This is a genomic window from Acidianus brierleyi (genome assembly GCF_003201835.2).
Lineage (GTDB): Archaea > Thermoproteota > Thermoprotei_A > Sulfolobales > Sulfolobaceae > Aramenus > Aramenus brierleyi.
Window position 1 is genome coordinate 1489663 of sequence record NZ_CP029289.2, and the last position, 25638, is coordinate 1515300.

Here is a 25638-nt window from a genome sequence, read left to right on the forward strand (position 1 = left end):
CTTATTTTTTCCCCGTGACAAACTCAGTATATCCACATTTTCCACAAGCCCATCTTTCTTTAGGTTTTAAATGATGGGCCATAACGCTTCCACATCTGGGACATTTTTTATTCTTTAATTTAACTTTACCATTGTCTAATTCATAATAAGTTCTTACTATAGCCTTAACTTGATTTTTGTTCTTGGCTGGCATTTTGTTCACCTTCTTTCTTCTTTCCTATTCCTCTACTTAATAAATGCTTAGGTTCATATTTCTCTAAAATTTCTTTTTTATTATAAATATGAACTTTAGCTACGCTTATTCCAGCTCCGTAGCTAGTATATATTTTTCTTATAACAATTTTATCTTCAGGAGCGTTTATTAACTGAGATAATGATTTTATTAGTTCTTGTCTTGACGGAGTTCCAGTTCCTATATGAAAAAGTTTTATAGTTAATTCTCTTCTATCTACAACTTTGTTTGAAAAGTCTCTTTCTATAACTCCCTGTACTTTATCCGAAATTTTTATTTGTTGAGCTTGACTCATCATTTTAAATATAAAAATGTTGATTTTAAGAGTTGTGCAAGTCGTTTATTATATCTTCAGCAACTTTTTTGCCAGAAAGAACCATAGCTCCAAATATAGGTCCCATTCTAGGTAAAGCTTTAATCTCACACACTGCCATACCTGTAGTATATAAACCTGGGGCTACTTTCCCAGCATTATTAACTACTAATTCTTCTGCTATTTCGCTATAAGCTGATTTTTCTCCAGGTATCGATATTCCAAGTTCTGGAATTTTTCTTGAAGCTACAGATAGAATTTCGGCATCATGACCTGTAGCATCCACAACTGCCTTTGCAGAAATGAATAATGGATCTACGTGAAGTCCAGACATTTGTGTTGAGGTCCATTCAACTGCTACTCCGGCTACTCTTAGTGGGTCTTCTCTAAATATTACATCATCTACGTTTATTCCATGAATAATTTTAGCTCCAGCGTCTATTGCCGAAGCTCCAAGTTTAGCCATGAATTCTGCAGAATCTACTATATATATACCTTCTTCTGCTTTTTGTAATTTTATATTTAATTCTTTCAATACTTCATCTGCAGGACTTTCTATAACTATTTTATGAAAATTCATTGCTCCACCACCAATTCCACCACCAAAACTTAGTCTTCTCTCAAATACTACAGTTTTTAGGCCTTCTTTTGCTAGAAAATATGCTGCTGTCATCCCTGAAGGTCCAGCGCCAACTATAACTACATCGCTATCTATGATATTATTCCAATCTTCAAATGTATACTTTAAAATATATTTACTTATCTTTATTTCATCTACTTGCTTTATATTTATAGTTTGCATATGTAGAATACTTATAAGATACTTATAAACCAATTTATAGTAGTTTCATTACGGCAATATATAAATAATGTTATAGAACTAATTAGATTAATGCCATTTCAAGTCGAGAACAAATATGGAAATTATAGATGTGATTGGTGCGGAAAAATAATAAACACAAATCCAATAGTAGTAAAAACTTGTTGTAATAATAAGCCATGGACTTTTTGTAGTAGTCAGTGTTATAATCAGTGGATGAGAGAGTGGCTAAAGAGACAAGAGCAGAAAACTGGAACAAAAAGAAATCAATTATTGTAGGAATAACTGGGGCCAGTGGAATAATATATGGAATAAAATTTGTTGAAAAATTAGTCGAAATGAATTATAAAGTTTATGTAATAGTAAGTGAAGGAGCTAAGAAAGTCGCTGAACGAGAAAACGAATTTAATATATTACAGATCCTTTCTAATTATACTTCTAATATTTTTTCAGAAAAAGATATAGATGCTCCTCCATCTAGTTCAAGCTTTACTGTAACAACTAAGGGTATGGCAATAATACCATGCAGTATTAAAACTTTAGCTGAAATAGCAAACGGTATAGCGTCTAATTTGATTTCTAGAACGGCTATAAATATGATTAGAACTAGAAAGAAATTAGTCCTAGTAATAAGGGAAACGCCGTTAGGTCCCTTAGAATTATCTAATGCATTAAAGCTTTCAAATCTTGGTGCAATTATACTTCCAGCTTCACCTGCATTTTATACTAAACCTAAAAGTATAGACGACATAATAAATTTCATAATTGGAAAAACATTAGATTCCTTGGGAATATCTAATTCAGTATATAAACGATGGACTAGATGAGATCTACATCTTTTTTACCAAGTTTCTTGGATATTAACTCTTTTACTTTATTTTCGTAATCGTCCTCTTCCTTGAGCTCCTTTTCTAGATCGTCTTTGTTTCCGTCCTTTTTATTTACTGCAAAGGCACATTTATTACCAGGTAAGAGTGCTCTTTTTTCACAATACGCATATTGGCAGTCTCCTGTAATGCAAGTATCTCCAACCCATCTGCAAAATCCTACTTTGTAAGGACTACCCTTCGCATATTTTGTTTGTATCATTAATGCTCTCTTATTGCATCTAAAATATGGACATAAGTAGTTACATTTTTCACCCAAAGGAAGGGGCTTAGGTTCATTATCTGAAAATTGATTTCTCTGTGGTTTGAATCCTCTTTCGTTGAAATTACTTCTCAATACAAACCCCCAAAGTCTTTTTCTATAAAATAGTTACATTTTCACCCATTTAAATATTATGTATCTTACGCTTCTTGTATTTAAATTAACTAATCCTAATACTAGTTTTTTCTTAGTGCTATGCGATACACGTCCAAAGCTCATTAATTCATTAGCCATTAATTTGGCATTTTCGTCTAAGGCAATTATGACATATGGTGCATGTTCTATTCCAGGACCCAGCGTGTATATCGCAAAATCAGCACCAAATTTTATTCCAGATCTTACTATAAAGCCTTTGTTTCGTAAATCTTCATATACTGCATAAAGAATATCAAATCTATTTATTATAGATTTGGCATATTTTTCTAGATCATTTTCATCCATTTTATTGTCTATATTATAAACCTCTATTTTCCCTTTTTTTACTAAATAAAGTCCCTCAATTAACGAGACTTCTAATGGTCTTTTTAGATCTTCGTCTTTTTTTGGCTTTGCTATTCCCAAAGGTTTGCCATAAAATCCTGATTTATAAACGCTCATACCTTCTTGAGGATTAGGTATAACTATACGGTCATAAAATAAAACAGCATGTATAGCCATTTTATATTCTCCCAAATGCTATATACGTAATATCATTAGCCGAATCTCTAATTAAGTCCTCACTATCCTCTAGCCTATCTACTATATCTTTCATAAGCATTACATATATTAGATCTTCATATTTTCTTTCAAATAATTTTAATTCAACATTTCGATACAAATCATCAACTTCTTCTTCTAGTTTTAGAATATTTCTTGCACTATCTATAGATTTTTTTGCATCAGTAGATAGGCTCTTTATACTTTCAATTAAATGTGTTAATGAAGCCAATATTTTTTCTGAAATTATAATAATTAGCTTATATGTAAGATTGTCAATTTCAGTATTTCGAGTCCTCAATACACTTAATCTATAAGCTCCCGCGTCAAGATTTTGAGATATCTTCTCTAGCCTATCTAGTATGTTAATATATAAATCCTTATCATCTAATCCTTCTTTAATTTTTATAATATATTCACCTAGTAAGTATTTTTCATTTTCTACACTATTTTTTATTCCGTCTATTTTGGCATATAATTGCATAGGATTCTGACTTTTTACAGTTAAGAACTCATAAAACGCGCGTATTTCATCAATTAATTTTAGACTTATCTGCTGTAATTTTTCCTCTAATGTTAAATGAGCTATACTCATTAATAGACAACAGTAGTTATTGCTTAAAAACTAAGCTTTGAGAGCGAGGCTATGGCACCATCTAGTTGTTCTATATCACTTTGAATATCAAGATCATATCCAGATTTTTTAACTAGTTCGTTTAAACTTCTAAGTAAATCTTTTTCGTCTTTTAACCCGATTAGTTGAAGATAGCTTACTATTCCAATACTTTCCTCTTTAATATTTGGATCTTTAACTTCGGATATATTTTGAAGAATTATAGAAGTTCCTTCTAGGATATTTTTCCTAACCCTTCTTATTCTTCTTACTATTCTTACTGCTCTATTATAATCTGGTTCTGCTATAGCTATCATATTTTCTAGCTCCTCTAGATATTGTGAATGATCTTCAATAAATTCTTCAAAATCTTTTAATACTTTGAGTATTTTTAGTTCTCCTTCATTCATTGAATTACCCTTAATGTCACAGTACTATTGTCTTCGAGGCCTAATTTTATCATATCTTCAGGATTAGCCCATACTTCTATTTCTTGCAATCCGTCTTGAGGAATCGTTTGAAATTCCATTCTTTTTCCTTTTACAGAGATTTCTGCTTTACTCTTTATCTTCATCTCGTTATAGAGTTTTATTGAAATTATTATTGTTCCTTTTTCTACTTCTGGTTTTTTCTTTATCTTTACTCTTTTTTCTCTAATTGTGGCTCTTTCTCCACTTTTTAACGCAGACGCCGGAGGAATTACATTTACTAATGATTTTATATCTACTTTCTTTTCATTATCTTCGTCTTGTTTACTCATTTTCTTCACCTAACTTATTAAATTGCTCTCCACTAAATAACTTCTCTAATGAAGTAGTTAATTTATCTTCCTTAACCCTTATTTGAGACCAGCTATCTCTTTCTCTTATCGTTACACTATTATCTTCAAGAGTTTGGGGATCTATAGTTATAGCATAAGGTACTCCTATTTCATCTACTCTAGCATACCTTTTTCCTATACTTCCTGAATCATCATATATTACATCAAACTTATCTTTCAAAATGTCATAAATTTCTCTTGCTTTTTTTATAAGATTTTCTCTATCTAGTAAAGGGAATACTGCAACTTCATAAGGCGCGATAGACTTAGGTAAAGATAATATTACTCTATCTTTTTTCTCAGTATAGGCATTAGCTATTGATAAGAACAAGCATCTTTCTACTCCAAATGACGGCTCAACCACATGAGGGAAGAACTTTTTACCAGTTTCCTTTTCTTCTCTCTCACTTACCGTTATGAATTCAGAAATCTTTTTGCCATCTATAGAATATCCACTATTTATCATTTCTTCTATTTCTTCTACAGTATGTGACATTACATTCTTCATGAATTCTTTAGTGAAATTTGATCCTTCCTTATTTAACTTATCCTTATTTATGATTGTAATTTTTTTCTTAACGATTCTAGGAGAGTCGTATTTCTTGAATATTGTTAAATCTTCTCCACTTACCTTTGAATGTCTACTTAGATCATAATCTCCTCTATAGGCATGTCCAGATATCTCTACTTTTTCTCCTTTAACGACAACAATCTGATCAAAAGTTTGCTTAGAATAGTGAGCTCGTTCTTGTGGTAATTTTTCCTCAAAATAGGTATTTTGTATTCCTAGATAGTTCACAAATCTATTTGCTGTAGCCATCCAAAATCCCATCCATGGATTTAAAATTATTTTTTCAGATATAAGCTCCTTTAGTTTATATTGCACTGGATTTTCCTGACCTTTAATTTTTTCACTTCCTAAAAGTACATTAATAGAGTCATCTTCAAACTTATCTAAAGGAACTTCTAAATCTTCTGGATCAAAGAAAAATTCTATTTCCATGATAGTAAATTCTCTCATTCTTATTAGACCTTGTCTAGGCGATATTTCGTTTCTAGCTACTTTACCTACTTGAGCAATTCCTAGAGGCAGTCTTTCTCTAGTGGTTCCATATACTCTCTTAAACGCAGTAAACATACCTTGTGCAGTTTCTGGTCTTAAGAATCCTGTATTCCCAGAATATGGACCTATATTCGTCGAAAACAATAAATTGAATAGTCTAACTTCTCCTAAGTCTCCTCCACAAACTGGGCATTTAATATTTTTATCCTTTATTATTTCATTAAGTTCTGATACTGAAAATCTTTCTGCATTAATTTTTATTTGCTCTTCAATCAAATGATCGGCTCTAAATATTTTATGGCACTTTGTACATTCTACTATAGGATCAGTAAAGTTTTGTACATGACCACTAGCTTCTAAGACCTTAGCAGGTGTTATTATTGGAGTTTCTATTTCTACTACAAATTCTTTATTATTTTCAATAAAGAATTTTCTCCATATATTCAATATTTTATTTCTTATTCTAACTCCTACTGGACCTAAATCATATAATCCAGCTACTCCTCCATATATCTCATAAGATGGCCAAAATATGCCTCTCCTTTTAGCTAACTCGATTACCTTATCTACTTCACTCACAAGACCTTTATCAGTAAAGCCAAACTTATAAATTTCTTCAACCCGTTATGAGGTATGGAAGATCCTAGATTACTTTATCTATACGATTCAAGAAAATTTGCTGGTTTTAATAAGCCAGCATCTCCGTTCATTGTATTAGGGATTCCTATGGATATAACAAGCAGTTATAGGCCAGGAAGTAGATTTGCTCCCTCATACATTAGAGATGCTGCACAGTATATAGAATTTTATTCTATAAGGACTGGAATTGATATGGGAGATGTAGGTTTTAACGATGTAGGAGATATAATATTACATTCGTCTGACGCTGAAGAGAATATAAGGAGAATTTCAACGGTCTCAAGTTATTTTAAAGATAAAGGAAAAATTTTGATTTCGATTGGCGGAGAACATACTATAACCGTAGGAACTACTAAAGGGCTAAATCCTGATTGCGTATTAAGTTTCGATGCACACTTAGATCTAAGAGATGAATACATGGGATATAAGTATGATCATGCATGCGTTATGAGAAGAATAAGTGAAAGAAGCACAAGAATATTTGAAATTGGAACAAGAGCAGTTAGTAAAGAGGAAATTGATTACGCTAATTCTATTGGTATTCCATTTATAACTTCTCATCAAGTAAAACTTTTAGGTCCTAGAGAAGTCAGTAAAAAAGTTATGACGCATTTCGAAGGATGCAATAAGATCTATATCACATTCGATATGGATTCAATAGATCCGTCATATGCGCCTGGCGTCGCTACTCCAGAACCAGAAGGATTAGATCCATCTACAATATTAGATATAGTAAATTTAATCACAGATAAAAGAATAATAGGATTTGATGTAGTCGAGGTATCTCCTCCTTATGACCCTTCCGGTATAACTACAGTATTAGCATCGAAAATAATTCTAGAAACTGCAGCTTCGATATTCAAGTCGCTTTTATAACTTTTATTGTAGGTTTTCTTATCATATATATTATATCATACCCACAATAAGGACATCTAACTCCTGGTAAAACTTTTAATTTATCATCATCAAATGTTTTCCAACATTTGCCGCATCTATATTTATCTGCCATAGAAGTATGAATGTTTAGCAATGATTTAAAGCTATTTCTAATAGAAAAGCTCAAAAAGGGGATTTCTAATAAATATTTTAGTAAAATGACAGACAATTTGTGTGGAGGACTTCCACCAGAAATATGTGAGCAGTTAAATAAAGAGGAACAGTTTATAAAGGTAAAATTAGAAAGGCGACGATATGGTAAAGAAGTTACAGTAATAGAAGGTATTTCAGATTCTGACGTTGAACTTAAAAAAATAGCTTCGGAGTTAAAATCTAAGTTGGCTGCAGGAGGTACTGTAAAGAATGGTAGAATAGAGATTCAAGGCGATCATAGAGAAAAAGTAAAAGATTTGCTAATTAAGCTAGGATTTCCAGAAAGTAATATAATGGTTATAGAATAGATTAAAAAGAATAAAATTAAAAATAACTAATTTGAAAATTGCTAAGTTATTGGTTTTGTATTTCTATTTTTAGTTCTTGTATTAACTCCTTATATCTATTTCTAACAGTAACCTCGGTAACACCAGCAACTTGTGCTATTTCTTTTTGAGTTCTTCTTTCATCGTTAAGAAGTGCTGCTATGTATATTGCAGCAGCTGCAAGACCTGCTGGATCTTTACCTGCAGTTAATCCAACATTTTTAGCTTTTTCTAAGATTTCTGCGGCAAGCTTCATAGAGGCTCCACTTAAACCTAACAATGAACCTATTCTTGTTACATAATCCTTAGGATCAGAAACCGGTACATCTACGTCTAATTCTCGTAGTAACAATCTATAACATCTGGCAACCTCTTTTCTATTAGCTTTAGTATACTGTGCTATCTCATCTAGTGTTCTAGCTATTTTCATTCTTCTACATGAAGCGTAAATTGATGCTGCTACTACGCTTTCTATAGATCTTCCTCTAACTAATCCTTTTTCTACTGCTTTTCTATATATTAATGCAGCTTCATCTTTTACTGATTTAGGTAAGCCTAGCAAGTTTCCTATTCTCTCAAGTTCGTTCATTGCTTGAGCTAAATTCCTGTCTATTGACGACTGTATCCTTGCTCTAACTTGCCATTTTCTCCATCTTAAAACTTCTAATCTTCTTTTTGGATCAAGATTTCTTCCTATAGCATCCTTATCTTTCCAATCAATGAGCGTGGAAAGTCCTCTGTCATGAATTGTATTATTTAAAGGTCCACCAACTCTACTTCTTTTTTCTTTTTCTTCTGGTGTAAATGCTCTCCATTCTGGACCTTGATCTACTATTCTATCTTCTATTACTTCTCCAGTTTCTGTGCAAATATACTCTCCTCTATCAGCGTCAAAAATTATTTTATCTGGAGGACAGATATATGAACCAGATTTAGAATCTTGCTCCTTACTCATGTCTACCACCTAATCTAGAAATAAGGCACAACCGGGAAAACCCTTTTAAATCTTTCTATTCCGCCATTTATAAGCTTTTCTATAAGTTTTTAAATAAGATACAAGGATTAACCTTTAATAGTTATATTCCCTAAAATAATATAGCCGGGTAGTCTAGCGGCCAAGGATCTAGGGCTTTGGCCCCTGGGACCAGGGTTCGAATCCCTGCCCGGCTACCAGTTGTTAAGATTTTCTTTTTAATTGCTTAATGATATGATAATTCAATTATTATTGATGTTAGTATAATGCTGTTCTCATCTATTCTCTATATTTTTTCTAAACATATAAATACTTAATATAAAGAAAATTATCGATATTATTGTAAAAATTATCCCTAACGTTACTAGTGGTAATAAAGCTTGATGAGGTCCAACTCCAAAAAATATTGGTATTGGGCCAATAAGAACGAGTCCGCCAATTGCTGAACTTGTAGACTGCGGAGTAACTTGCGATATAGATCCGAATATTATAAGGAGCATTCCTATGAAGATTATAAGGAAGCCAATAATGGTTAATCTCATAATTTACTCTATTGTTTTGATATTTATAACGGTGTCGTTTATTGTATTATGGGGGAATAATATCCGTATTATCATCAAAAAAGCAAGATGCTAATGAAATAGCAGAAAAGCTAGGTAAACTTCATGAAGAAGGTAAAATTAGAATATATTATAGGCGTAATGGTGATTTCATCAGATCAGTATTAGTGCCTTCGGAATATCCTGAAAAAATTTTGGATGCAGCAGAAGCAGTTAGTTTATCATCATATTGTATTTTACATATACCTGAAGATATAAAATGGGTAGATGGAGAAGAGGCCCTACTAATAGATGCTCTAGGATTACCAGGAAAAATAGTTACAAATTTACCTTCTGATAATATTAAGAAAATTTTTAAAGGTTTAACAATAGAAAAATTTGAAATAATTAAGGATATTCAAGAAATTGAAAATAAGGAAAATGAAAAAGGTTTTGTATATATAGACAGAGCTTTTGTTGTAAAAGGCGTTGGAGTAGTAATTACAGGATTTTCCTTTACTCAAGTAAAAGTTCATGACAAACTGAAGATTCTACCTCAAGGAAAAGAGGTGGAAATAAAAAGCATTCAGGTTTTAGACGAGGATCAGACAGAAGTTATGCCAGGAATAAGAATAGGATTTGCATTGAGAAATGTTAAAGAAGAAGAATTAAAAGATTCATTTGCTTTAGTAAAATCAAATTCCAAATTATTAAAAGAGTTTACTGCAAAAATTACAGTTTATCCGTGGTCTAAATTTACTGATGGTAAATATCATGTAGTAAGTAATGGTATATCAGTAGTAGCAGAAATAAAAAGGCAAGAAAACGAGGCTCTTGTGTCTTTACCATTCGAAGTTCCAATATCTCAAAGAATAGCAATAATTGATGTAAATGCTAAACAAGGTAAGTCAAGAGTTATAGGCTATCTAGAGCCTAAATAAATTACGTTAAATATATATTTTAGAATAATATAAATACATAATGCGGCCGTAGTCTAGCCTGGATAGGACGCCTGCCTGCCATCATCAGGCAGAACGCAGGAGGTCCCGGGTTCAAATCCCGGCGGTCGCATATTAGTGATGAGCAGTGGGTAACAGAAAAAGTGACGATGGTCTTGAGTCCTGAAATTTTCAAGTATTTTTAATATTAGTTCTTAGTTCATTAAGATTATTTTCTGCTGTAAAAAATACAGGAACATCGTGCGGTAAAGCTGCTTTAAAACTAACTAGTAGCCATTGTCCTATCTCGAGATCTAACGTTCTATCCATTAGCACGTCGTTTATTCCAAATGTTTCAGAGATTAATTGTCTATCATATGGTCTAGGCAAAGTACTAATAAAATATGTATGAAGTTGTTGCAGTACATTTGTATTTAGATAAGCTAATCTCTGTGTACTGATTAGTGCATGTAGATGATATTTTCTTCCATGTCTTAATAATTTTTCTATAGCGTTACTAGAAAGCTCACTTCTGTCCTTTTGTCTAGTATCAAAAGGTATGAATTCCTGAGCTTCGTCTATTACGAACATTATTGGAGATGTAGAATAAAATCTCTTTCTTCTGTTCATGACTTCATTTATAAGCGAAGCTACAATACTTCTAGACTCTTCTATATTTGGTAATTCCAAAATGAAAAGTCTTGGTGAAGACGAAGAACCGTCCAATATTTCTATTGCCATTTTTTCTATATCATAATCTTCAGTTTCGTACTCTTGAGAATTAATGTATGCCTTTAGTGTACTTATAAAAGTAAAAATTGATGAAGTTTCTTTTAATCCGCTAGTTTTTGCTGTTTCTTCTATTTCATCTAGAATTCCTATTATACTATCATCTACTATATCATCTTTACCTAATTTTTTTTCTCTCATGAATATATCTATTTTACGTAATAGTAATCCAAAGAGTGGTTTCTGTGCATACGCTGTATATTTATCATTTATTTGAGATCTTACCATTTCCATGAGATCTCCAAAAGTTAAATATTGAAATTCTTGAGGCGGAACATACAATTGCCTCATTTTTGGATATATTTTATTTGCAACATCTTTTATTGTATCTTTTAAGTCTAGTATTTCTTCTGGTAATACATGGGTCCTTAAGAATTTTCTTGCAGCGTCTTCTGAATTTATTGGCAACCTCTCAGTAGAAACTAATCTTGAATTTATATTTAGCAATTGATCTAGAAGTAAGATTGCGTATTCCATAGAGATATCTATAATTACTATTTTCATATCCGTAGTTTTTAGAATTCTTCTTATTAATGACGCAGTTAAATTAGATTTTCCAGATCCTGTGAAAGCAAATATTCCTATATGATAATTTATAGCTTTTATAAGATCAATATTCAATGGCAAATTTTCTCCAATAACTTTTCCTATTTCAACTCCGTCTTTTTTGCATACAAAGTTTCTAAAAAAATCCTGATCTAAGACATATACTGTAGAACCTACAAGTGGAGGCACATATGTTTTTCTAAACTTAGGTTCACCATTTAGCTCTAAGGTGTAACCAATGGGATAAGAATATACTTCTATCCAAGTATTATCATCTTCCTTATTCCAGCTCTCTTCTACTCTTCGCATAATTTCTTCTCTTAAATCCCTAGGTACAGTTTCGTCTAGTTCTAACATTCCGTAGTGCATAGGTAAAAAATCAGCTACTTCTAATAGTAAATATGAGTTTTCTACCATTGTTTTTACAGCAAGAAGTTTTCCTATGTTTAGTATTTTCCCTGCTATATATGGCATTTCAATAATAAAGCTTCTAAAGCTAATTGAACCTCTACCATCAGCAGTTTGTCTAGTGATTATCTTAACTTCTCTTAGTCTTCCCTTTATATCTTCAAACATTCTTATCACTTTTTAGCTCTACTATATTCCATAATACTTCTAAACTCTCTGTATTCAAGTAATTTACCTTTAGTAATATCCATAGCTTTTTCCATTTTATTTCTGTAGTATTTTACTAACTTATCTGCTAGGAATAAAGGATAATTATACCCCAAAGCCTCTGGTATAGGGTATTCCCCACATATACTTAATAATGTTAATATTTTTTTGGGATCAATTATATTACTTTCGAAATAAAATACCCAACTATATTTATTAAGCTTAAAATATCCAGAAATTATGTCTTTGTTCTCTTCCTTTACTAATAGCCATGGATATTCATTATAGTTTAATTCTGATCTTATTTTAGGATCAAAGTCTTTTACTATACCAATTGTGTTATTAGGAATCTTCATATTTTTTTCTTTATCCATGGATAACTTTCTATCCATTAAAATAATATCAGAATTTAATGAATTAGCTAGATCGTATTCCATTCTTCTCATAAATTCCTCTCCAGAACCTTCGTATATATTATCAGTTATATTATAGGAGTTAAAAGCTAATTTATGTTTATTTAGAGTAAAATTTACAGCTCCTGCTATAACATAAGAGACTATTCCTTCTGCTGTAGGTATTTCGTGCAGACTTCCGTCAATTGCTGAAAGAGTTAACTTAAAAGAGTAGTCAATGTTACTATCTAGTTTGATAAAAGTGGAAACTCCCATATCACTAATTACTGATGTATTCTTGCCAAATATAAGAGCTTTGGAAGCTAAAAAGTTAAGATCAATGGATATGAGTCAAAGTAAAATAGCATCTTTACTTGGCGTAACACAACCAGCAGTAAAACAGTATTTAGATACTAGAGATTCGATATATTTAAATAAACTAAAGGAATTAGGTATTACAGAAGAAGAAATAAATATGTTTTTATCAGATTTAACTGAAATTTTACTTAAAAATGATGTTAAAAGTACTATGTTTTTTATAACAATTTATAGTATGGATATGCTAAGTAGGCTAAGATTTTGTTCATATCATAGGAAAGTCAATCCTCTAATACCACAAGATTGTAACATTTGTGAAAAACTATATAAGGAAGATGAAGAAGAACAGCTTTCTTTAGCTACTTCTATGCTTCAAAACGAAATTATTAGTCCATTAATTCCAGAAGTTTTAAGCAATATAGCCTTTGCTAGGAAAAATCCGAGAGAAATAAACGATGTGATAGCTATAGCAGGCAGGATAACTAAAATTAGAGGTATTCCAACTCCAGTCTCTAGACCTATGTGGGGGGCTAGTAATCATTTAGCTAAAATTCTATTAGCAATAAATATCAATTATCCTGAAATACGCTCAGTTATGAATATAAAATATGATGAAAATGTGAAAAATTCATTACAGAAATTAGGTTATAAGTTTACCTTAGCAGGACCTAAAGATTACGCTAACGATGATATTTTGGCAAAAGATATTGCCAAAGCTTTTAATGGTGGAGACGCCGTTATACATCTAGGAGGAAAAGGAGTAGAGCCAATAACATATATTTTTGGTAAAAATCCGTTAGAAGTTGTAAGAAAGGTAATTGAAATTTCTAGAAAGTATAAAGAAATTATCGAATTATCTTCCTTATCTTAGGCCACCAGTTATATTGCTTTAAGAATGACATAATTGCAGGAACAAATATAGGTCTTACTATAAAGGTATCAAATAATACTGAAAAGCCTACTGAAAAACCTATTTCCTGTAAAAATCTCATATTTGTAGCAACAAGCGAAAAGAAAGCTCCAGCTAGTATGAGTCCGGCAGCAGTTACTACTAATCCAGAGTTTTTGATTCCTGTAAGTATTCTTTTCTCTTCACTTCCTTTTTCTTCTATAATTCTAAGAATTATGAACATATCATAATCTATTCCTATACTAAACAGCATTGCAAAAACTATTAATGGGGATAACCAATACACACTATGGAAAACTAAATCCATAGTAGCTACACCTGTTAAAGAACTTACAATTAATGTTAATGCTAGTCTTATAGGTACTACAATAGATCCTAGTATTACAAATAAATAAAAGATTATAATTAAAATTGTAAAAGGTAATACAAAATTATAATAGTTGCTTACTGTATTATTAACAATATATATTCTTTGTGCATTACTTCCTCCTACTTCATATCCTTGGTTTATAATGCTTTTAGTAAAATCAATAGCTTTTGAACTAAATACTGGATAAGGTATATAGGCTTCGACTAGAGTATAATTATCTCTATAAAATTGAGGTATATATTCAGATTTATTTAAAATAATATTATTTATGGAAAATGTACTATATACTAATCCATTATTTGATATTATATATTTACTTAAATTATAAACTTTCGTATAAGTTATATTTGGATTTCCATGAATTATTATATAATCTATACTATAATTAAATAAATTTAATAGATATTTTTCTCCAATTACTGACGATGAATAAGAAGGAACTATTTCATTAATATTAATATTAGTAGAGTGAGTATAAAACACAGAAAACGAAAATAAGGTAAGTATAATCATTACGAATATCACTATAGTCTTTCTATGGATAGAGGACGAAGCTACTTTTTCTAAATATTTTATTCTAGAATCTACTGGACTAGGAATATCGCGTCTAGGATAGCCTAACCAGGATATTGGTATAGCCTTTAATGCAGTATATGTAAATATTACAGCAGGAATTATTGATGATATTGACGCTGTTATTAGCGCTTCCCCAATATTTTTTAGTAATGGAGAGGGAGAGAATACGAAAGACATGAAGCCTAAAGTTATTGATAGACCGCTAAATATTGCACCTTTTCCAGCAGTTTTTAACGCAGTTTTAATTGGATTATTACTCTTCTTCTTGATTTCTTCAAAATATCTATAAATAAAAAGTATTGAATAGTCTATAGTAATTCCAAACACTATTGGAGGTATAACTAATCCAGAAATGTAGTAAATCTGATAACCAGTAAAAGTTAAAAGATAAAGCAGAGTATATGAAATTTCTATACCTATTACTGCACTAGCTAATAATAATAAAATAGGTAATAATGAACGTAATAATATTATAAGAAGTGAACCTACTAGTATTATCGTTACAATATCTATTAATTTTAAATTACTTTCAGTGTAATAAGCAGATTGAGCGTATATAGCGAAATGGCCAGTAACTGTTCCATTCGTATTCTTTATGAAATTTTCAACATCTATAAGACTCTCGTTTTTTGGAATTTGAATTAAAAAGAGCCATTCGTTTCCTTTATGAAAGTTGCTTAACGATATGGGTGGAGGTAAAATTCTATTTTTAACTTCAGTAAGCGAAAAATTATACGGATTTACTAGTGCAGATTCTGGAATATATTTCCCTGTAATTTCGTATATTATCTCAGAATAATTATTAAAGGTTTTTAAAAAATTATATGCTAGACTAAAATTGCTATAATTATTAAAAGAGAAAAATAAAATATATGGATCTTTAAATACATATGCGCCAGCGTCTCTTGCTGCATTTAGTTTAGTTTCGTTTTTAGTCAAAATAGAGTATGCTACTAGAAATTCCTTAGCTTTGCTAGAATTAGAATGATATTTATCTAATGGTATTCCAAAACTTACATTTAATTGGCATTCAAAATTTGTGAAATTTTTTAATAGATTATACTTTAATATAGTTAAATTATTATAAATTCTATGAAAAGGTTCTAAGTAAGCTGCAGTAATGTTAGCTAATTCAGAGATTTCTTTTGAGTACTCGTTTTTTGTTTCATTAATATATTGAAATGGAGTTACTATTCTATAATCTTCTAGATATTTAGAATTTTTATCTATTTGATTTAGACTTTGATTGTAATTTCCATTTATTATAATATAAAGTGTAGAATCTTGTGAGAAATTAAAATAGTTATCTAACACACGGCTTACGGTAACGCTGGGATATTCATTACTTAAAAAAGGAGAATCGCTATAGACAAAATAATTCTGAATTTGTAATGTAATAGGTGATAATATAACTATTAGAAGTAACCAAGGTATTACAGTAATTAGGCTCTTTTTCATATATTTCTAGAATAATAGCTGTGAATAAAATCGTTTAGGAAATACCAATTTTATGAATGTAACCCATTTATCTAAAAACAAATAGTATAAATCTATGCAGTCTCTAAAGGACGCATTAAATTTGCTTGAAGAAGTTGAGAAAATAATTTCTAACTATAATCCGTCTGAAGAAGATAAAAAGATACTAAATGATATAATCACTAAAAATATGAAAATAGAGGCAGAGCTATATTCAAAATATATAAATATGAGATAATATCGTAGTGATGCGCTAAATACAAAAAAAGACTTATATTCTTCTTTTTAAAATTAATCTTTTGTATGTTTGAGATATTCTTAGATAAACTAATGCCCTATGGAGAAAAAGTATTAACTGACAGCGGACATGTTGTGACATTTTCCAAGAATTTATCTATAGAATTAAAAAATATGGGTATAAATATTAAGGTTTTTGCAGGAGTCGTAGCAGACTATTTTAACGAAAAATCTAAATCTTACTCAATATATTATAGACCTTTAAATATGGCTAATATGTCTGATATATTTACTAGAGTATTCGAGTTTTGGGTAGTTTATTCTTCTGGCCAAATTCAGTTATTTTCTATAATTTCAAATTATAAAGATATAAGTGAAATAACAATTATAGATCCACAATTAGTAACATTAGAACTAGAGAAAATTATGAACTTCGCTAAAAATTACAAGACAGCTACAATTACTATGCCATTTCTATATAAATTCTTAATATTTGAAACATTTAATTTGTTTAGAAAGAATAATATATTGAAATTTGAAGGGATTATAGAAGAAAAACGTGATGCTAAATACATGATGGCCGTAAATAAGAATCTTAATGCAATAATATGGAAAATAGACTCCACAAAACTGAATTATGTTAACGATATTTCGAGTGAAAAAATTGGTGGAATGGTTAGGAATTTATAGTAAAACAAATACATAATATCGGATAACAGTGACAAAACTTGAAGAATGGGATTGGCGATTCAGAAATCTTAATGAAGTAGAGTCGTTTTTACTTGCCATATTTTCTATTGCAGTAAAAGCAATTCCTTTGTTTTTCCTATTACCCAACTACTCTATTTTAGTAATACCAGCTGTTATACTTGCAGCTACAATAGCTGTTATTCCTCATGAATTAGCCCATAGGCAATACGCAAGAAAATACGGATGCTTTTCAAGGTTTACTTTGAATTTTACCGGATTTCTAGCTACTACTATAATAAATGCGTTACCATTTTTTGGTCTATTATTTCTTTCTGGATATACTCTAATTTCTTGCAGATTTTTCTCTATAAGCAAAGAAATAGAAGGTAAATCAGCAGCTGTAGGCCCATTGACTAATATCATAATCTCGGTTTTATCATTTTTATTAATAGGTTATGTTACGCAAACTGTAGCTTTCTTCTTGTATGAAATAGCCGCGTTTAATGCTGCAGTAGCTTTCTTTAATTTACTACCTTTCTGGATATTAGACGGTCTTAAAGTATTTAGATGGAACGTAGGAATATGGATAGTAATGATAATATCTTCTGTAGTACTAATGTATTTTACTGGTGAATTATGAAACCTAAAATATTATCAATTAAACCTACAATACTGTTAATGATTCTAGTAGCTGTAGGATATATTATAGGTTATGTATTGTCAATAGTTAATTTTATAGATTTCCTTTATTTGATTCAGGTAAACTTATTAGTTTTTAACGGTGATTACATAAGTTTAGTAACATCAATTTTTATTACAAATAGTTTTATAGACTTTTTCTTTAATTTTATATCATTAGGTGTAATATATTATTTATTTAGATCATATGCAGGGAAGATTGAATATGTAGTTTTTCTAATATCTGGAATAGTAGGTAATATTTTGACTTTGTTTGTATTTCCTCCAAGAACCGCATCAGAAGGTGCATCTGGCGGAATATTTGGAATATTTGCTTATTATGTAATATTAGATATGTTGGAGTTGAATAGAATAGATTATAATGGGTTAGGAATACTTGTTTTTGTTTTTATCTTAAGCGATATAATACCAAACGTTAATTATGTTGCGCATATTGGAGGAATAACTAGCGGGATATTACTGGCATTTGCTACCTTTAGGCTTTTAAGGAAAAATAGAAGAATTTAGTATTTATGAATATAATAGAAGAAATTTTGTTAGTATTAGGAATTGTAATGATGCCTTATGGTTTATATGAAGTGGCTAAGGGTAATGGCGATAAACAAGTAAAAATCATTCTAATAACTATATCGTTAGCGTTATTTGCTACTGAGTTCTTTTTAGCATATAGATGAGAATACTAATATCTGGTACTCCTGGAGTAGGAAAGACTGAAATTAGTAAAATATTGTCATTAAAATTTAATTTTTTATACTTTTCTGTATCAAAATTTATTTTAGAGAATAAATTATATACGAGTTACGATTCTAAAAGGGAAACATATAATATAGATGATAGTGTAATACAGAAAATAAATGATCAAATTAATAAAATGGATAATGTTATAATAGAAACAATCTATCCATCTTTAGTAGATAATGCAGATAAAATTATAGTTTTAAGAAAAAATCCATTTGTTTTATATAAAGATCTTAAGGATAGAAATTGGGGAGATTTAAAGATAGCCGAAAACGTTGAAGCTGAAATACTAGGCGTAATAGCTCAAGAAGCAAGAGAATGGTTTAAGAATATTTGTGAAATAGATGTTACAAATAAATCCAGAGAAGAAGTTGTAAAGAATATTATTGATAATCGCTGTGATAATGTAGATTGGCTATCCGATGATAGAATTCAAGATCTTTTAATAGAATTAGATAAGATTATTAGTCTATACGAGAATAAATAATTATAATGAGCTCTAATCCATTTAGAATACAGTCTCCTCAACAGCCTCAAAAACAACCTAGAGATCTTAGAAAAACTCAGCCTCAGATACCAGCAGCAGATATAAAAATCCAAATGAAAATGAAAAATATTAAATATAAAATAGCCGTGCTAAGCGGTAAAGGTGGAGTAGGAAAATCTTTTGTATCATCTAATTTAGCTATGGCATTAGCTGCCTCTGGAAAAAAAGTTGGTATAGTAGATGTAGATTTTCATGGTCCATCTGTTCCTAAGATGTTAGGAGTAAGGGGTCAAGTATTAACAGCTGATGACAACGGGATAAATCCAGTACAAGGTCCTTTCGGGATAAAAGTAGTTTCTATAGATTTCCTATTACCTAGAGACGACACACCAGTAGTATGGAGGGGGGCAATAAAACATACTGCTATAAAGCAATTTCTAGGAGATGTAAATTGGGGTGAATTAGACTATTTAATAATAGACATGCCACCTGGAACTGGAGACGAGGCGCTTTCAATAGCTCAACTAGTACCAAGTATTAGCGGAGCTATTATAGTTACTATACCTTCCGAAGTTTCTACACTTGCAGTTAAAAAATCTATAACTTTCGTAAAAACTGTAAACACAAAAATATTAGGCGTTGTAGAAAACATGAGTTATTTTGTGTGTCCTTCTGATAATAAACCTTACTATATTTTTGGTGAAGGAAAAGGTAAAAAAATGGCTGAAGATATGGGAGTATCGCTTCTAGGCCAAATACCTCTTGATCCTAAAATTGCCGAATCCAATGACTCTGGTGAACCGTTCTTTCTTAAATATGTAGATTCCCCTACGTCAAAAGAGTTTTTGAATATTGCAGATAATATAATTAAAATTGTGGAACAAAATTCTTCTTCAACTTAAAATAAAATTTTTTATTTTCATAAACTGGATATTTTTCTATAATTCCTTCTCTTACTAGATCAGCTAACGTTTCTCTAAATTCCATAGGTGAGAATTCTGTACTTGTTTTTAATATTTCTTTCATAATTTCTTCTGATGTCATATCTCTATTTTTTAGAATTTCAATGATTTTTTCTCTTAATTTATTGTTCATAGGTAATATGTATATATCAATTTCCTATAAAAATTTAGGTCTTGATTATAGATATAACTTTAAAAAGAATAAAAACTAAAATCTAAAAGGTGGAAAGTAAAATGAGTATTGAAATTACTGAAAAAAGCATAATATTGAGAAGATTTCTCATGGTTGCTTATGGCTTATCTGAGGCCGATGTTGATGCATTTATGAAAATAGTTAAGAGCAAGGAGGGCAAGGATGTAGATTCTATATCATCGGAACTAGGAATAAGTAAAAGCAGAGCTAGTCTTATACTTAAAAGGTTATCAGATTCTGGTTTAATCGAAAAACAGAAAAATAGCGGAAGTAAAGGAGGAAGACCAAAATATCTATACTACATTAATAAAGAAGAGGTTATATCTAAAATGATAAGAAGAGCAAAAGAAATATGCACAGATCTAGAAAGTATAATTTCTTCTATATGACTAGTTTAATGCCTTCCAAAAGAATATAAAAACCAAATGCTAGAATAATAATAAATGATGCTATTTTCGTATATTTCGAATACTTTCTTATATACTTGTGCGAGATCAAAGGAAATATTATAACCCATATCAATATTCCAATAAAAAAACCTAATATACTGGAAATTCCTAGATTTTCTAGCATAAAGATTCCTATAGTTAGCCACCAAGTTATCTGATATGGATTAGTTAGACCCATGCTAAGACCAGTTAGGTAATTTCCTTTAGGTGAAGTATTAGTATTGAATTTAGATTTTATAATTAAAGTAGAGATAATAATAAGTAATAAACCTCCTGCTATATAAATTACCTTTAGGAAATCTTTAGGTATGAAATTTCTGAAATTATACGATATAAAATAAAAAATCAAATCCGCTGTCATAGCTCCAAGTCCTACACTACTCCCATGAATTTTTGATTTTACGGACTCATTTAATATTATAGCATTAACTGGACCTGGAGGAGCAGCCATAGAAAGTCCTAGAATGATACCTAACAGAATAGATATCATGATACCATCTCCTTAAATTTTAACGCGTTTTTAATAGAGTAAATATTATTAAAAAGCACATAAGATTCCCCGTTCACTATGCTTTTTAATTTAAGTAAATCTTCATCAGAATAATTATATCTATAGTTAACTTCCTTACCGCCTATTCCATGTAACCTGTAGTATCTGATGTCTCCATATAAAGGCATATGTCTAAAAGGATCTGTTACATGAATAAGTTTAGCTTCCTCTAAAACATGGAGTAATATGTCTTGATTGTTATACCACTCTCCTCTAGGTTCCCATCCATACAAAAATTTTCTATCTAGTATCGAGGAGAACTCTATAACGTTTCTTATATTTTCTGCATTAGGCTTAAATGAAGGTGGAGTTTGAAATATTATTATTCTAGAGTTTAAAACATTGGCTTCTTCAAGTGTGATTTCTAACGCTTTTTCTGTATCTATATTAACCTTGAATGAACCTAGGTTATTTATATCACTAACTAAAAATTTTTTCATTTTTTCATAGTTTTTATTATAAGAATGTGTTATAACTTGTAGTGCTTTAACATTTAGCTCGATATCTCTGTTATAATTTCTCCATTTCTTTAATTTATCAATACTTACTATATCATAAAATGTATCCTGAATCTCTAGAACATTAAATAAATTAGCTGCCTTATAGCTAAAGCCGCAAATGCCGATTTTCATATGTATTAAAAATGATTTTGGGAAAAAATTTAAAAAGTTTATATGTGAGCCCTATTTATGCAGAATGAAGAAACAAGCAAAATAGCTAAAGAAATGTATGAAAGAGGTAAAAGCATAAGAGAAATTGCAAGAGAACTTAATCTTAGTTATTCACGAGTAAGAAAGATTCTTAAAGATTCTGGAGTTCAATTTAGAGGAAAAATTTCTAGAGATCTTGAGGAGAAAATAATAGATCTCGCTAAAAGAGGATATAGTGCCAATAGAATAAGTAAGGAGACTAAAATAAATTCCAATACAGTACTTCGAGTTCTAAAAAAGAACAACTTAGCTAAAACTAAAAGGAAATTAGCTCCAGAAAAAATAGAAGAAATAAAGAATCTGTATAAAAACGGAGTTTCAATTTATAAAATAGCTAAAAATTTGAATATATCTACAAACTTAGTAGTATATCATTTAAAAAAGTTAAATGTATATAAGCCTACTCATGAATCTTATTCCACATCTCAGTAGCTAACTTTCCATCGTATTTAAATAATCTAACTTTGTCTTTTGCCATTTCTTTCATCTGCCTATGTTCCTCTAAAGTATTATTCAGTTTTTCTATAAGTATTTCTTTTAATTCTCCAGTTAGCATTTTTCCTGATCTATATTCTTCTTCTATTTCTCTAATTTTATTATCATCTGGCTCAAAGAAATAGTATAACCATTGAAAAGAGACATCTATTTCAGTGTTTCCGCCCAATTTTCTATGAAGTTCTACTGTAGGCTGTCCTCCAGAGAACGCATATTTCATTATTTTTCTCTCAACAGTTTTGGGATCGTCTGTAAGGTATATAGCGGATTCTGGAATAGAAGAACTCATTTTTCCCTCAGGCCCAGTTAATGGAGGAAGAAATTTACTATGAATTTGTGCCGCCTTGTAATATCCTAAACTCTCTGCTATATCTCTTTGTAATCTCCAATATGGATCTTGATCTATTCCTGCAGGAATTAAACATCTTTTCTTTTCAAACATTGTAGGGGCAATTTGTAGAGCAGGATAAAATATTATTCCTATATTGGACGATAGTTCTAAACCAAATGTAGCCTTTACTTCATTAAACGTAAGTTTTTTAGCTATTTTTGTTGTAATAGGATACATATTTTTAATATATTCAGTATCCTGAAATATAAATGTCTTATCTGGATCAAAACCTACTGCAATTATATCTAAAATATTATCATAAGCCCATTGTCTAGTCTGTTCTAACGTATATTCCTGGTTTCTCATGAATTTTTCATCGTCTGTTATTTCAATATATACATTTACCTTAAATTTGTCTTGGAGCCATTTAGTAAAAATGAACGGTATCAGATGTCCAATATGCATTCCTAAAGATGGAGCTCTACCAGTATAAAGGAAAAATCCTTTCCCATTCCTATAATCCTTTAAAATTAGGTCTAAATCTCTATGTGAGAAAAAAATATCTCTTCTTAACATTACATGTAGGTCTCCTCCTATAAGTTTAGAGATCTCTTCCTTTAGTTCTGGAGTAATTTTTTGAGTGCCAAACTGTATTATTAGCTTATCATAATCTACTTTACCCTTAACTTCCCAAGGAGTTACAGAAAAGTTTTCATTGGACATAAAAAGAGATGATAAAAAAGGAAATAAAAAGCGTTTTTAGGCTTTTTGAGTGAGAGTAGCTGCGGGTAAATCTGGGAATTTTTCCTTCATTTTTTGCTCTGCTATTGTAGACGCTTCGTCTAAAATCTTTCTTGCCTCAGCAGTTGGTGCAGATGCGTATGAGTAACTTCCAGTAAAGTCTCCAGCCTCGACAACTACTTCCTGTAGACCTTCTCCCAATTCTCCTAGTTCTACAGATAATTCTGGCATTACTCCTCTTAATACGCCTTTTAGTTCATTTATAACTCCAACTACAGGTACTAAGTTTACAAACACATCTCCTATTTCGCTTACAGTTTCTAATCTAAGTTCTACTTGTTCCAACGCTATTTGAGTTGTTAATAATTGTCTGCTTATTTTTCTTATTTCTGCTACCTCATTTGCATACATTGCAGCTCTTGCTGTATCTTTGGACATTTGAGCTTCAACTACTCTTTCGAATAATGTTCTGTCTCTTTCCTGCATTCTTCCTATGTATGCGTCAAGTCTACTTACCATAGAACTTAATTGGTAATGAGCTTGAACTATCCTATATTTTAAGGGTTCCTTGCTCTTAAATGCACCCTTAAAACTTTTCCACATATCTTTATCTTCTGATCCTGCCCAATATTTCTGGAAATCTTTTCCAAGCATCTTAATTAATATGTTGTCAAAGAAGTTTTTTAAAGCGGATGACCAGTAATATATATTTATTATGTATTAACGAGAATATAATATATTTGTGAGAGTGTTGCCATTCATACAAGTAGATGAAGATCCAGATTTTGATATAATTCAAGAAGGAAATAAAATAAATATATACGTAGATCTAAGGGGAAAAGGCTTAAATATAGATAATATACAAGTTAAAATAAATTCTAATTCCGTATATATTATAGATCAACAATCGAATTCTACTGTAAAAACTATAAATCTTGCTGCGAATACAAATCTTCAGGTCTCAGAAGTAAGAAAACATAATGGAACTTTATTAATAATATTAGAGAAGAATAATTGATGGTAGAAGAAATATATCTTACTGATTCTTATGTAAAAAATTTTAAGGCAAAAGTTGTTAAGGTAGGTCAAGACGGAGTTATTTTAGATAGAACTGCATTTTATCCAGGCGGAGGCGGGCTTGAAAACGATATAGGAAAATTAGTTATAGACAATAAGGAAATACAAGTGACGGAAGTCAAACGTCAAGACAACGAAATAGTACATAAGATAAACGGAAATCTTTCCGAAGGAGATCTTGTAGACGGAATTATAGATTGGGAAAGAAGATATTCTATGATGAAATTACATACCGCTTCCCATATAATTGCCTCGATAGCATACAATAAATACGGTGCTATGGTAACTGGAGGACATATTTCACCAGAATATGCAAAAGATGATTTTAATGTAGAAGATAAAAACGTATTAACTAATATAATAAATGAGGCCAATGACATAATTAAGAAAAATATTGATGTTAAGGTTTACTTTAAACCTAAAGAAGAAGCATTAAAGATACCTGGAATAGTGAAATTAATGGGCAGAAATCCTCCTGATGTACCTATATGGAGAATTGTAGAAATTCCAGGGATAGATATTCAGGCTGATGGAGGACCACACGTTAAGAATACATCAGAAATAGGACATATAGAATTAATTAAAGTCGAAAATAGAGGTAAAAATAAGAAGAGAGTCTATTATACTGTAAAAAGTTAAGGCCATACCCATTTTATACTTGTTATAAATCTTACGATGAATCCAGAAATTATTCCTATGAAATTGATTATGCCAAGTACTAAAGACTGAAGTTTTAAATAAGACGTAAAAAACAATATTGCCAATATTTCCGAAGCATTACTAAAATGAAACATAATTACAATAATTGAAATTACCACAATATACTGAATAATTCCTCCACTAGCTGACGACATATGAAATTTAAGTAGTCTTTTCCATATGTTTCCTATTCTTTTATCTTTAAATGTCCATACATCGTTTAACATAAAATTGAAAATTATTGAAATTTCAATTGCTAATGCTAATGATATCGATATGGATAAAAGCTTAGTAGTAGATAAAAATACTAGTTCATTCACCAACGTGCCTAGCCCTCCTACTATGGCAAATTTCAGTAATCTCGACATCAAGAGATTA

Annotated in this window: 38 protein-coding genes and 2 tRNA genes; 19 read left to right on the forward strand and 21 right to left on the reverse strand. The window is 30.5% G+C overall.

Features of this window, described 5'->3' with window-relative positions:
• Position 1: 1 nt before the first annotated feature.
• From DFR85_RS23890 to DFR85_RS23900, 3 genes are read right to left on the reverse strand one after another with little or no spacing between them, the layout of a single operon-like run.
• Positions 2-193 carry a 30S ribosomal protein S27ae gene (locus DFR85_RS23890; protein ID WP_110270434.1) on the reverse strand — a complete coding sequence of 64 codons (192 nt, stop codon included), beginning with the start codon at positions 191-193 and terminating at the stop codon, positions 2-4.
• Positions 165-527 carry an eS24 family ribosomal protein gene (locus DFR85_RS23895; protein WP_432417906.1) on the reverse strand — a complete coding sequence of 121 codons (363 nt, stop codon included), beginning with the start codon at positions 525-527 and terminating at the stop codon, positions 165-167. Before DFR85_RS23895 ends, DFR85_RS23890 begins: the two co-directional genes overlap by 29 nt.
• 25 nt (positions 528-552) lie before the next feature.
• Positions 553-1347 (reverse strand): sulfide-dependent adenosine diphosphate thiazole synthase, encoded by a 795-nt coding sequence (locus DFR85_RS23900; RefSeq protein WP_110270436.1) that lies wholly within the window; start codon positions 1345-1347, stop codon positions 553-555.
• Between the two features lie 90 nt (positions 1348-1437).
• Between DFR85_RS23900 and DFR85_RS32380 the strand changes: the two genes are divergently transcribed.
• Both DFR85_RS32380 and DFR85_RS23910 read left to right on the forward strand, forming a co-directional pair.
• Positions 1438-1644 carry a TRASH domain-containing protein gene (locus DFR85_RS32380; protein ID WP_110270437.1) on the forward strand — a complete coding sequence of 69 codons (207 nt, stop codon included), beginning with the start codon at positions 1438-1440 and terminating at the stop codon, positions 1642-1644.
• Positions 1578-2192: a UbiX family flavin prenyltransferase gene (locus tag DFR85_RS23910; RefSeq protein ID WP_110270438.1), complete on the forward strand. Its 615-nt coding sequence runs from the start codon at positions 1578-1580 to the stop codon at positions 2190-2192. The genes DFR85_RS32380 and DFR85_RS23910 overlap by 67 nt, the downstream gene beginning before the upstream one ends.
• On the opposite strand, the gene DFR85_RS23915 is transcribed toward DFR85_RS23910, so the two are convergent.
• From DFR85_RS23915 to DFR85_RS23940, 6 genes are read right to left on the reverse strand one after another with little or no spacing between them, the layout of a single operon-like run.
• Positions 2185-2589, reverse strand: a complete 405-nt coding sequence (locus DFR85_RS23915; protein WP_110270439.1) for a hypothetical protein — start codon at positions 2587-2589, stop codon at positions 2185-2187. The two genes, DFR85_RS23910 and DFR85_RS23915, sit on opposite strands and share 8 nt — an antisense overlap.
• 33 nt (positions 2590-2622) lie before the next feature.
• The gene (endA, locus tag DFR85_RS23920; RefSeq protein WP_110271827.1) at positions 2623-3171 is read right to left on the reverse strand and encodes a tRNA-intron lyase; all 549 of its coding nucleotides are present in this window, start codon (positions 3169-3171) and stop codon (positions 2623-2625) included.
• Position 3172: 1 nt separating this feature from the next.
• The gene (locus DFR85_RS23925) at positions 3173-3805 is read right to left on the reverse strand and encodes a DUF47 family protein (RefSeq protein ID WP_110270440.1); all 633 of its coding nucleotides are present in this window, start codon (positions 3803-3805) and stop codon (positions 3173-3175) included.
• Between the two features lie 23 nt (positions 3806-3828).
• Positions 3829-4233 carry a hypothetical protein gene (locus DFR85_RS23930; protein ID WP_110270441.1) on the reverse strand — a complete coding sequence of 135 codons (405 nt, stop codon included), beginning with the start codon at positions 4231-4233 and terminating at the stop codon, positions 3829-3831.
• On the reverse strand, positions 4230-4583 hold the full coding sequence (locus DFR85_RS23935) for a hypothetical protein (protein WP_110271828.1): 354 nt from the start codon (positions 4581-4583) through the stop codon (positions 4230-4232). Before DFR85_RS23935 ends, DFR85_RS23930 begins: the two co-directional genes overlap by 4 nt.
• The gene (locus tag DFR85_RS23940; RefSeq protein ID WP_110270442.1) at positions 4576-6285 is read right to left on the reverse strand and encodes a glycine--tRNA ligase; all 1710 of its coding nucleotides are present in this window, start codon (positions 6283-6285) and stop codon (positions 4576-4578) included. The genes DFR85_RS23935 and DFR85_RS23940 overlap by 8 nt, the downstream gene beginning before the upstream one ends.
• A gap of 54 nt (positions 6286-6339) precedes the next feature.
• On the opposite strand from DFR85_RS23940, the gene speB reads away from it, so the two are divergent.
• The gene (gene speB / locus DFR85_RS23945) at positions 6340-7221 is read left to right on the forward strand and encodes an agmatinase (protein WP_110270443.1); all 882 of its coding nucleotides are present in this window, start codon (positions 6340-6342) and stop codon (positions 7219-7221) included.
• Here the strand turns inward: speB and DFR85_RS23950 are convergent.
• Positions 7205-7354: a DNA-directed RNA polymerase subunit P gene (locus DFR85_RS23950; protein WP_110270444.1), complete on the reverse strand. Its 150-nt coding sequence runs from the start codon at positions 7352-7354 to the stop codon at positions 7205-7207. The genes speB and DFR85_RS23950 overlap by 17 nt on opposite strands.
• 85 nt (positions 7355-7439) lie before the next feature.
• Here DFR85_RS23950 and yciH point away from each other — a divergent pair, with 85 nt between their 5' ends.
• On the forward strand, positions 7440-7742 hold the full coding sequence (gene yciH / locus DFR85_RS23955) for a stress response translation initiation inhibitor YciH (RefSeq protein WP_110271829.1): 303 nt from the start codon (positions 7440-7442) through the stop codon (positions 7740-7742).
• A gap of 46 nt (positions 7743-7788) precedes the next feature.
• Here yciH and DFR85_RS23960 read toward each other — a convergent pair whose 3' ends face one another.
• Positions 7789-8715 (reverse strand): transcription initiation factor IIB, encoded by a 927-nt coding sequence (locus DFR85_RS23960; RefSeq protein WP_110271830.1) that lies wholly within the window; start codon positions 8713-8715, stop codon positions 7789-7791.
• A 142-nt stretch (positions 8716-8857) separates the two neighbouring features.
• Here DFR85_RS23960 and DFR85_RS23965 point away from each other — a divergent pair.
• Positions 8858-8933: transfer RNA gene (locus DFR85_RS23965), tRNA-Gln, on the forward strand.
• A 75-nt stretch (positions 8934-9008) separates the two neighbouring features.
• On the opposite strand, the gene DFR85_RS23970 is transcribed toward DFR85_RS23965, so the two are convergent.
• On the reverse strand, positions 9009-9275 hold the full coding sequence (locus DFR85_RS23970) for a TIGR00304 family membrane protein (protein ID WP_110270445.1): 267 nt from the start codon (positions 9273-9275) through the stop codon (positions 9009-9011).
• A 41-nt stretch (positions 9276-9316) separates the two neighbouring features.
• On the opposite strand from DFR85_RS23970, the gene DFR85_RS23975 reads away from it, so the two are divergent.
• Entirely contained in the window at positions 9317-10213 is an 897-nt protein-coding gene (locus tag DFR85_RS23975; protein ID WP_110270446.1) for a translation elongation factor, read from the forward strand.
• Positions 10214-10255: 42 nt separating this feature from the next.
• Positions 10256-10343 (forward strand) — tRNA-Gly (locus DFR85_RS23980).
• Between the two features lie 59 nt (positions 10344-10402).
• Here the strand turns inward: DFR85_RS23980 and DFR85_RS23985 are convergent.
• Both DFR85_RS23985 and DFR85_RS23990 read right to left on the reverse strand, forming a co-directional pair.
• Positions 10403-12121, reverse strand: coding sequence for an ATP-binding protein (locus DFR85_RS23985; protein ID WP_110270447.1), 1719 nt, complete (start codon positions 12119-12121; stop codon positions 10403-10405).
• A gap of 5 nt (positions 12122-12126) precedes the next feature.
• On the reverse strand, positions 12127-12828 hold the full coding sequence (locus DFR85_RS23990; RefSeq protein WP_110270448.1) for a DNA double-strand break repair nuclease NurA: 702 nt from the start codon (positions 12826-12828) through the stop codon (positions 12127-12129).
• Here DFR85_RS23990 and DFR85_RS23995 point away from each other — a divergent pair.
• Positions 12791-13741: a thiamine-phosphate synthase family protein gene (locus DFR85_RS23995; protein WP_110270449.1), complete on the forward strand. Its 951-nt coding sequence runs from the start codon at positions 12791-12793 to the stop codon at positions 13739-13741. The genes DFR85_RS23990 and DFR85_RS23995 overlap by 38 nt on opposite strands.
• Here DFR85_RS23995 and DFR85_RS24000 read toward each other — a convergent pair.
• Positions 13716-16184: an MMPL family transporter gene (locus DFR85_RS24000; RefSeq protein ID WP_110270450.1), complete on the reverse strand. Its 2469-nt coding sequence runs from the start codon at positions 16182-16184 to the stop codon at positions 13716-13718. The genes DFR85_RS23995 and DFR85_RS24000 overlap by 26 nt on opposite strands.
• 94 nt (positions 16185-16278) lie before the next feature.
• Between DFR85_RS24000 and DFR85_RS24005 the strand changes: the two genes are divergently transcribed.
• The 7 genes from DFR85_RS24005 (at position 16279) to DFR85_RS24035 (ending at position 19955) form a co-directional block, all read left to right on the forward strand.
• Entirely contained in the window at positions 16279-16440 is a 162-nt protein-coding gene (locus tag DFR85_RS24005) for a hypothetical protein (protein ID WP_168367147.1), read from the forward strand.
• Positions 16441-16505: 65 nt separating this feature from the next.
• A complete protein-coding gene (locus tag DFR85_RS24010) occupies positions 16506-17129 on the forward strand; it encodes a hypothetical protein (RefSeq protein WP_110270451.1) in 624 nt (207 codons plus the stop codon).
• Between the two features lie 28 nt (positions 17130-17157).
• Positions 17158-17769: a zinc metalloprotease gene (locus DFR85_RS24015; RefSeq protein ID WP_110270452.1), complete on the forward strand. Its 612-nt coding sequence runs from the start codon at positions 17158-17160 to the stop codon at positions 17767-17769.
• Positions 17766-18335 (forward strand): rhomboid family intramembrane serine protease, encoded by a 570-nt coding sequence (locus DFR85_RS24020; protein ID WP_246252846.1) that lies wholly within the window; start codon positions 17766-17768, stop codon positions 18333-18335. The genes DFR85_RS24015 and DFR85_RS24020 overlap by 4 nt, the downstream gene beginning before the upstream one ends.
• A 5-nt stretch (positions 18336-18340) precedes the next feature.
• On the forward strand, positions 18341-18502 hold the full coding sequence (locus tag DFR85_RS24025) for a hypothetical protein (RefSeq protein ID WP_168367148.1): 162 nt from the start codon (positions 18341-18343) through the stop codon (positions 18500-18502).
• The gene (locus DFR85_RS24030) at positions 18499-19053 is read left to right on the forward strand and encodes an adenylate kinase family protein (protein WP_110270453.1); all 555 of its coding nucleotides are present in this window, start codon (positions 18499-18501) and stop codon (positions 19051-19053) included. Before DFR85_RS24025 ends, DFR85_RS24030 begins: the two co-directional genes overlap by 4 nt.
• A gap of 5 nt (positions 19054-19058) precedes the next feature.
• Complete coding sequence (locus tag DFR85_RS24035; protein WP_110270454.1) at positions 19059-19955, forward strand: Mrp/NBP35 family ATP-binding protein; 897 nt, start codon at positions 19059-19061, stop codon at positions 19953-19955.
• Here DFR85_RS24035 and DFR85_RS24040 read toward each other — a convergent pair.
• Complete coding sequence (locus DFR85_RS24040; RefSeq protein ID WP_110270455.1) at positions 19921-20148, reverse strand: helix-turn-helix domain-containing protein; 228 nt, start codon at positions 20146-20148, stop codon at positions 19921-19923. The two genes, DFR85_RS24035 and DFR85_RS24040, sit on opposite strands and share 35 nt — an antisense overlap.
• Before the next feature lie 101 nt (positions 20149-20249).
• On the opposite strand from DFR85_RS24040, the gene DFR85_RS24045 reads away from it, so the two are divergent.
• Complete coding sequence (locus DFR85_RS24045; protein WP_110270456.1) at positions 20250-20597, forward strand: helix-turn-helix domain-containing protein; 348 nt, start codon at positions 20250-20252, stop codon at positions 20595-20597.
• Here the strand turns inward: DFR85_RS24045 and DFR85_RS24050 are convergent.
• Positions 20590-21147 (reverse strand): LysE family transporter, encoded by a 558-nt coding sequence (locus DFR85_RS24050; protein ID WP_246252847.1) that lies wholly within the window; start codon positions 21145-21147, stop codon positions 20590-20592. The genes DFR85_RS24045 and DFR85_RS24050 overlap by 8 nt on opposite strands.
• Positions 21144-21839: a DUF72 domain-containing protein gene (locus tag DFR85_RS24055; RefSeq protein WP_110270458.1), complete on the reverse strand. Its 696-nt coding sequence runs from the start codon at positions 21837-21839 to the stop codon at positions 21144-21146. Before DFR85_RS24055 ends, DFR85_RS24050 begins: the two co-directional genes overlap by 4 nt.
• 57 nt (positions 21840-21896) lie before the next feature.
• On the opposite strand from DFR85_RS24055, the gene cbp1 reads away from it, so the two are divergent.
• Positions 21897-22349, forward strand: coding sequence for a CRISPR DNA repeat-binding protein Cbp1 (gene cbp1 / locus DFR85_RS24060; protein WP_110270459.1), 453 nt, complete (start codon positions 21897-21899; stop codon positions 22347-22349).
• Here the strand turns inward: cbp1 and DFR85_RS24065 are convergent.
• Together DFR85_RS24065 and cdvB1/B2 are read right to left on the reverse strand one after the other, a co-directional pair.
• The gene (locus DFR85_RS24065; protein ID WP_110270460.1) at positions 22318-23466 is read right to left on the reverse strand and encodes a tryptophan--tRNA ligase; all 1149 of its coding nucleotides are present in this window, start codon (positions 23464-23466) and stop codon (positions 22318-22320) included. The genes cbp1 and DFR85_RS24065 overlap by 32 nt on opposite strands.
• A gap of 36 nt (positions 23467-23502) precedes the next feature.
• On the reverse strand, positions 23503-24138 hold the full coding sequence (cdvB1/B2, locus tag DFR85_RS24070; protein WP_110270461.1) for a cell division protein CdvB1/B2: 636 nt from the start codon (positions 24136-24138) through the stop codon (positions 23503-23505).
• A gap of 97 nt (positions 24139-24235) precedes the next feature.
• Here cdvB1/B2 and DFR85_RS24075 point away from each other — a divergent pair, with 97 nt between their 5' ends.
• A complete protein-coding gene (locus DFR85_RS24075) occupies positions 24236-24502 on the forward strand; it encodes an Hsp20/alpha crystallin family protein (RefSeq protein ID WP_162582727.1) in 267 nt (88 codons plus the stop codon).
• Positions 24502-25200, forward strand: coding sequence for an alanyl-tRNA editing protein AlaXM (gene alaXM / locus DFR85_RS24080; protein WP_110270463.1), 699 nt, complete (start codon positions 24502-24504; stop codon positions 25198-25200). Before DFR85_RS24075 ends, alaXM begins: the two co-directional genes overlap by 1 nt.
• On the opposite strand, the gene DFR85_RS24085 is transcribed toward alaXM, so the two are convergent.
• The gene (locus tag DFR85_RS24085) at positions 25197-25628 is read right to left on the reverse strand and encodes a GtrA family protein (protein ID WP_110270464.1); all 432 of its coding nucleotides are present in this window, start codon (positions 25626-25628) and stop codon (positions 25197-25199) included. The two genes, alaXM and DFR85_RS24085, sit on opposite strands and share 4 nt — an antisense overlap.
• Positions 25629-25638 lie beyond the last annotated feature (10 nt).

Coding starts and splice junctions, on each gene's coding strand:
- DFR85_RS23930 (WP_110270441.1), bottom strand. CDS start 4,233: ATGAATGAAGGAGAACTAAAAATACTCAAAGTATTAAAAGATTTTGAA.
- DFR85_RS24050 (WP_246252847.1), bottom strand. CDS start 21,147: ATGATATCTATTCTGTTAGGTATCATTCTAGGACTTTCTATGGCTGCT.
- DFR85_RS23995 (WP_110270449.1), top strand. CDS start 12,791: ATGTTACTATCTAGTTTGATAAAAGTGGAAACTCCCATATCACTAATT.
- DFR85_RS23960 (WP_110271830.1), bottom strand. CDS start 8,715: ATGAGTAAGGAGCAAGATTCTAAATCTGGTTCATATATCTGTCCTCCA.
- alaXM (WP_110270463.1), top strand. CDS start 24,502: ATGGTAGAAGAAATATATCTTACTGATTCTTATGTAAAAAATTTTAAG.
- DFR85_RS24000 (WP_110270450.1), bottom strand. CDS start 16,184: ATGAAAAAGAGCCTAATTACTGTAATACCTTGGTTACTTCTAATAGTT.
- speB (WP_110270443.1), top strand. CDS start 6,340: ATGGAAGATCCTAGATTACTTTATCTATACGATTCAAGAAAATTTGCT.
- cdvB1/B2 (WP_110270461.1), bottom strand. CDS start 24,138: ATGCTTGGAAAAGATTTCCAGAAATATTGGGCAGGATCAGAAGATAAA.
- DFR85_RS24010 (WP_110270451.1), top strand. CDS start 16,506: ATGTTTGAGATATTCTTAGATAAACTAATGCCCTATGGAGAAAAAGTA.
- DFR85_RS24055 (WP_110270458.1), bottom strand. CDS start 21,839: ATGAAAATCGGCATTTGCGGCTTTAGCTATAAGGCAGCTAATTTATTT.
- yciH (WP_110271829.1), top strand. CDS start 7,440: ATGACAGACAATTTGTGTGGAGGACTTCCACCAGAAATATGTGAGCAG.
- DFR85_RS24045 (WP_110270456.1), top strand. CDS start 20,250: ATGAGTATTGAAATTACTGAAAAAAGCATAATATTGAGAAGATTTCTC.
- DFR85_RS23900 (WP_110270436.1), bottom strand. CDS start 1,347: ATGCAAACTATAAATATAAAGCAAGTAGATGAAATAAAGATAAGTAAA.
- endA (WP_110271827.1), bottom strand. CDS start 3,171: ATGGCTATACATGCTGTTTTATTTTATGACCGTATAGTTATACCTAAT.
- DFR85_RS23970 (WP_110270445.1), bottom strand. CDS start 9,275: ATGAGATTAACCATTATTGGCTTCCTTATAATCTTCATAGGAATGCTC.
- DFR85_RS24005 (WP_168367147.1), top strand. CDS start 16,279: ATGCAGTCTCTAAAGGACGCATTAAATTTGCTTGAAGAAGTTGAGAAA.
- DFR85_RS23890 (WP_110270434.1), bottom strand. CDS start 193: ATGCCAGCCAAGAACAAAAATCAAGTTAAGGCTATAGTAAGAACTTAT.
- DFR85_RS23950 (WP_110270444.1), bottom strand. CDS start 7,354: ATGGCAGATAAATATAGATGCGGCAAATGTTGGAAAACATTTGATGAT.
- DFR85_RS23895 (WP_432417906.1), bottom strand. CDS start 527: ATGAGTCAAGCTCAACAAATAAAAATTTCGGATAAAGTACAGGGAGTT.
- DFR85_RS24035 (WP_110270454.1), top strand. CDS start 19,059: ATGAGCTCTAATCCATTTAGAATACAGTCTCCTCAACAGCCTCAAAAA.
- DFR85_RS32380 (WP_110270437.1), top strand. CDS start 1,438: ATGCCATTTCAAGTCGAGAACAAATATGGAAATTATAGATGTGATTGG.
- cbp1 (WP_110270459.1), top strand. CDS start 21,897: ATGCAGAATGAAGAAACAAGCAAAATAGCTAAAGAAATGTATGAAAGA.
- DFR85_RS23985 (WP_110270447.1), bottom strand. CDS start 12,121: ATGTTTGAAGATATAAAGGGAAGACTAAGAGAAGTTAAGATAATCACT.
- DFR85_RS24020 (WP_246252846.1), top strand. CDS start 17,766: ATGAAACCTAAAATATTATCAATTAAACCTACAATACTGTTAATGATT.
- DFR85_RS24030 (WP_110270453.1), top strand. CDS start 18,499: ATGAGAATACTAATATCTGGTACTCCTGGAGTAGGAAAGACTGAAATT.
- DFR85_RS23925 (WP_110270440.1), bottom strand. CDS start 3,805: ATGAGTATAGCTCATTTAACATTAGAGGAAAAATTACAGCAGATAAGT.
- DFR85_RS24065 (WP_110270460.1), bottom strand. CDS start 23,466: ATGTCCAATGAAAACTTTTCTGTAACTCCTTGGGAAGTTAAGGGTAAA.
- DFR85_RS24085 (WP_110270464.1), bottom strand. CDS start 25,628: ATGTCGAGATTACTGAAATTTGCCATAGTAGGAGGGCTAGGCACGTTG.
- DFR85_RS23990 (WP_110270448.1), bottom strand. CDS start 12,828: ATGGGAGTTTCCACTTTTATCAAACTAGATAGTAACATTGACTACTCT.
- DFR85_RS23935 (WP_110271828.1), bottom strand. CDS start 4,583: ATGAGTAAACAAGACGAAGATAATGAAAAGAAAGTAGATATAAAATCA.
- DFR85_RS24040 (WP_110270455.1), bottom strand. CDS start 20,148: ATGAACAATAAATTAAGAGAAAAAATCATTGAAATTCTAAAAAATAGA.
- DFR85_RS24025 (WP_168367148.1), top strand. CDS start 18,341: ATGAATATAATAGAAGAAATTTTGTTAGTATTAGGAATTGTAATGATG.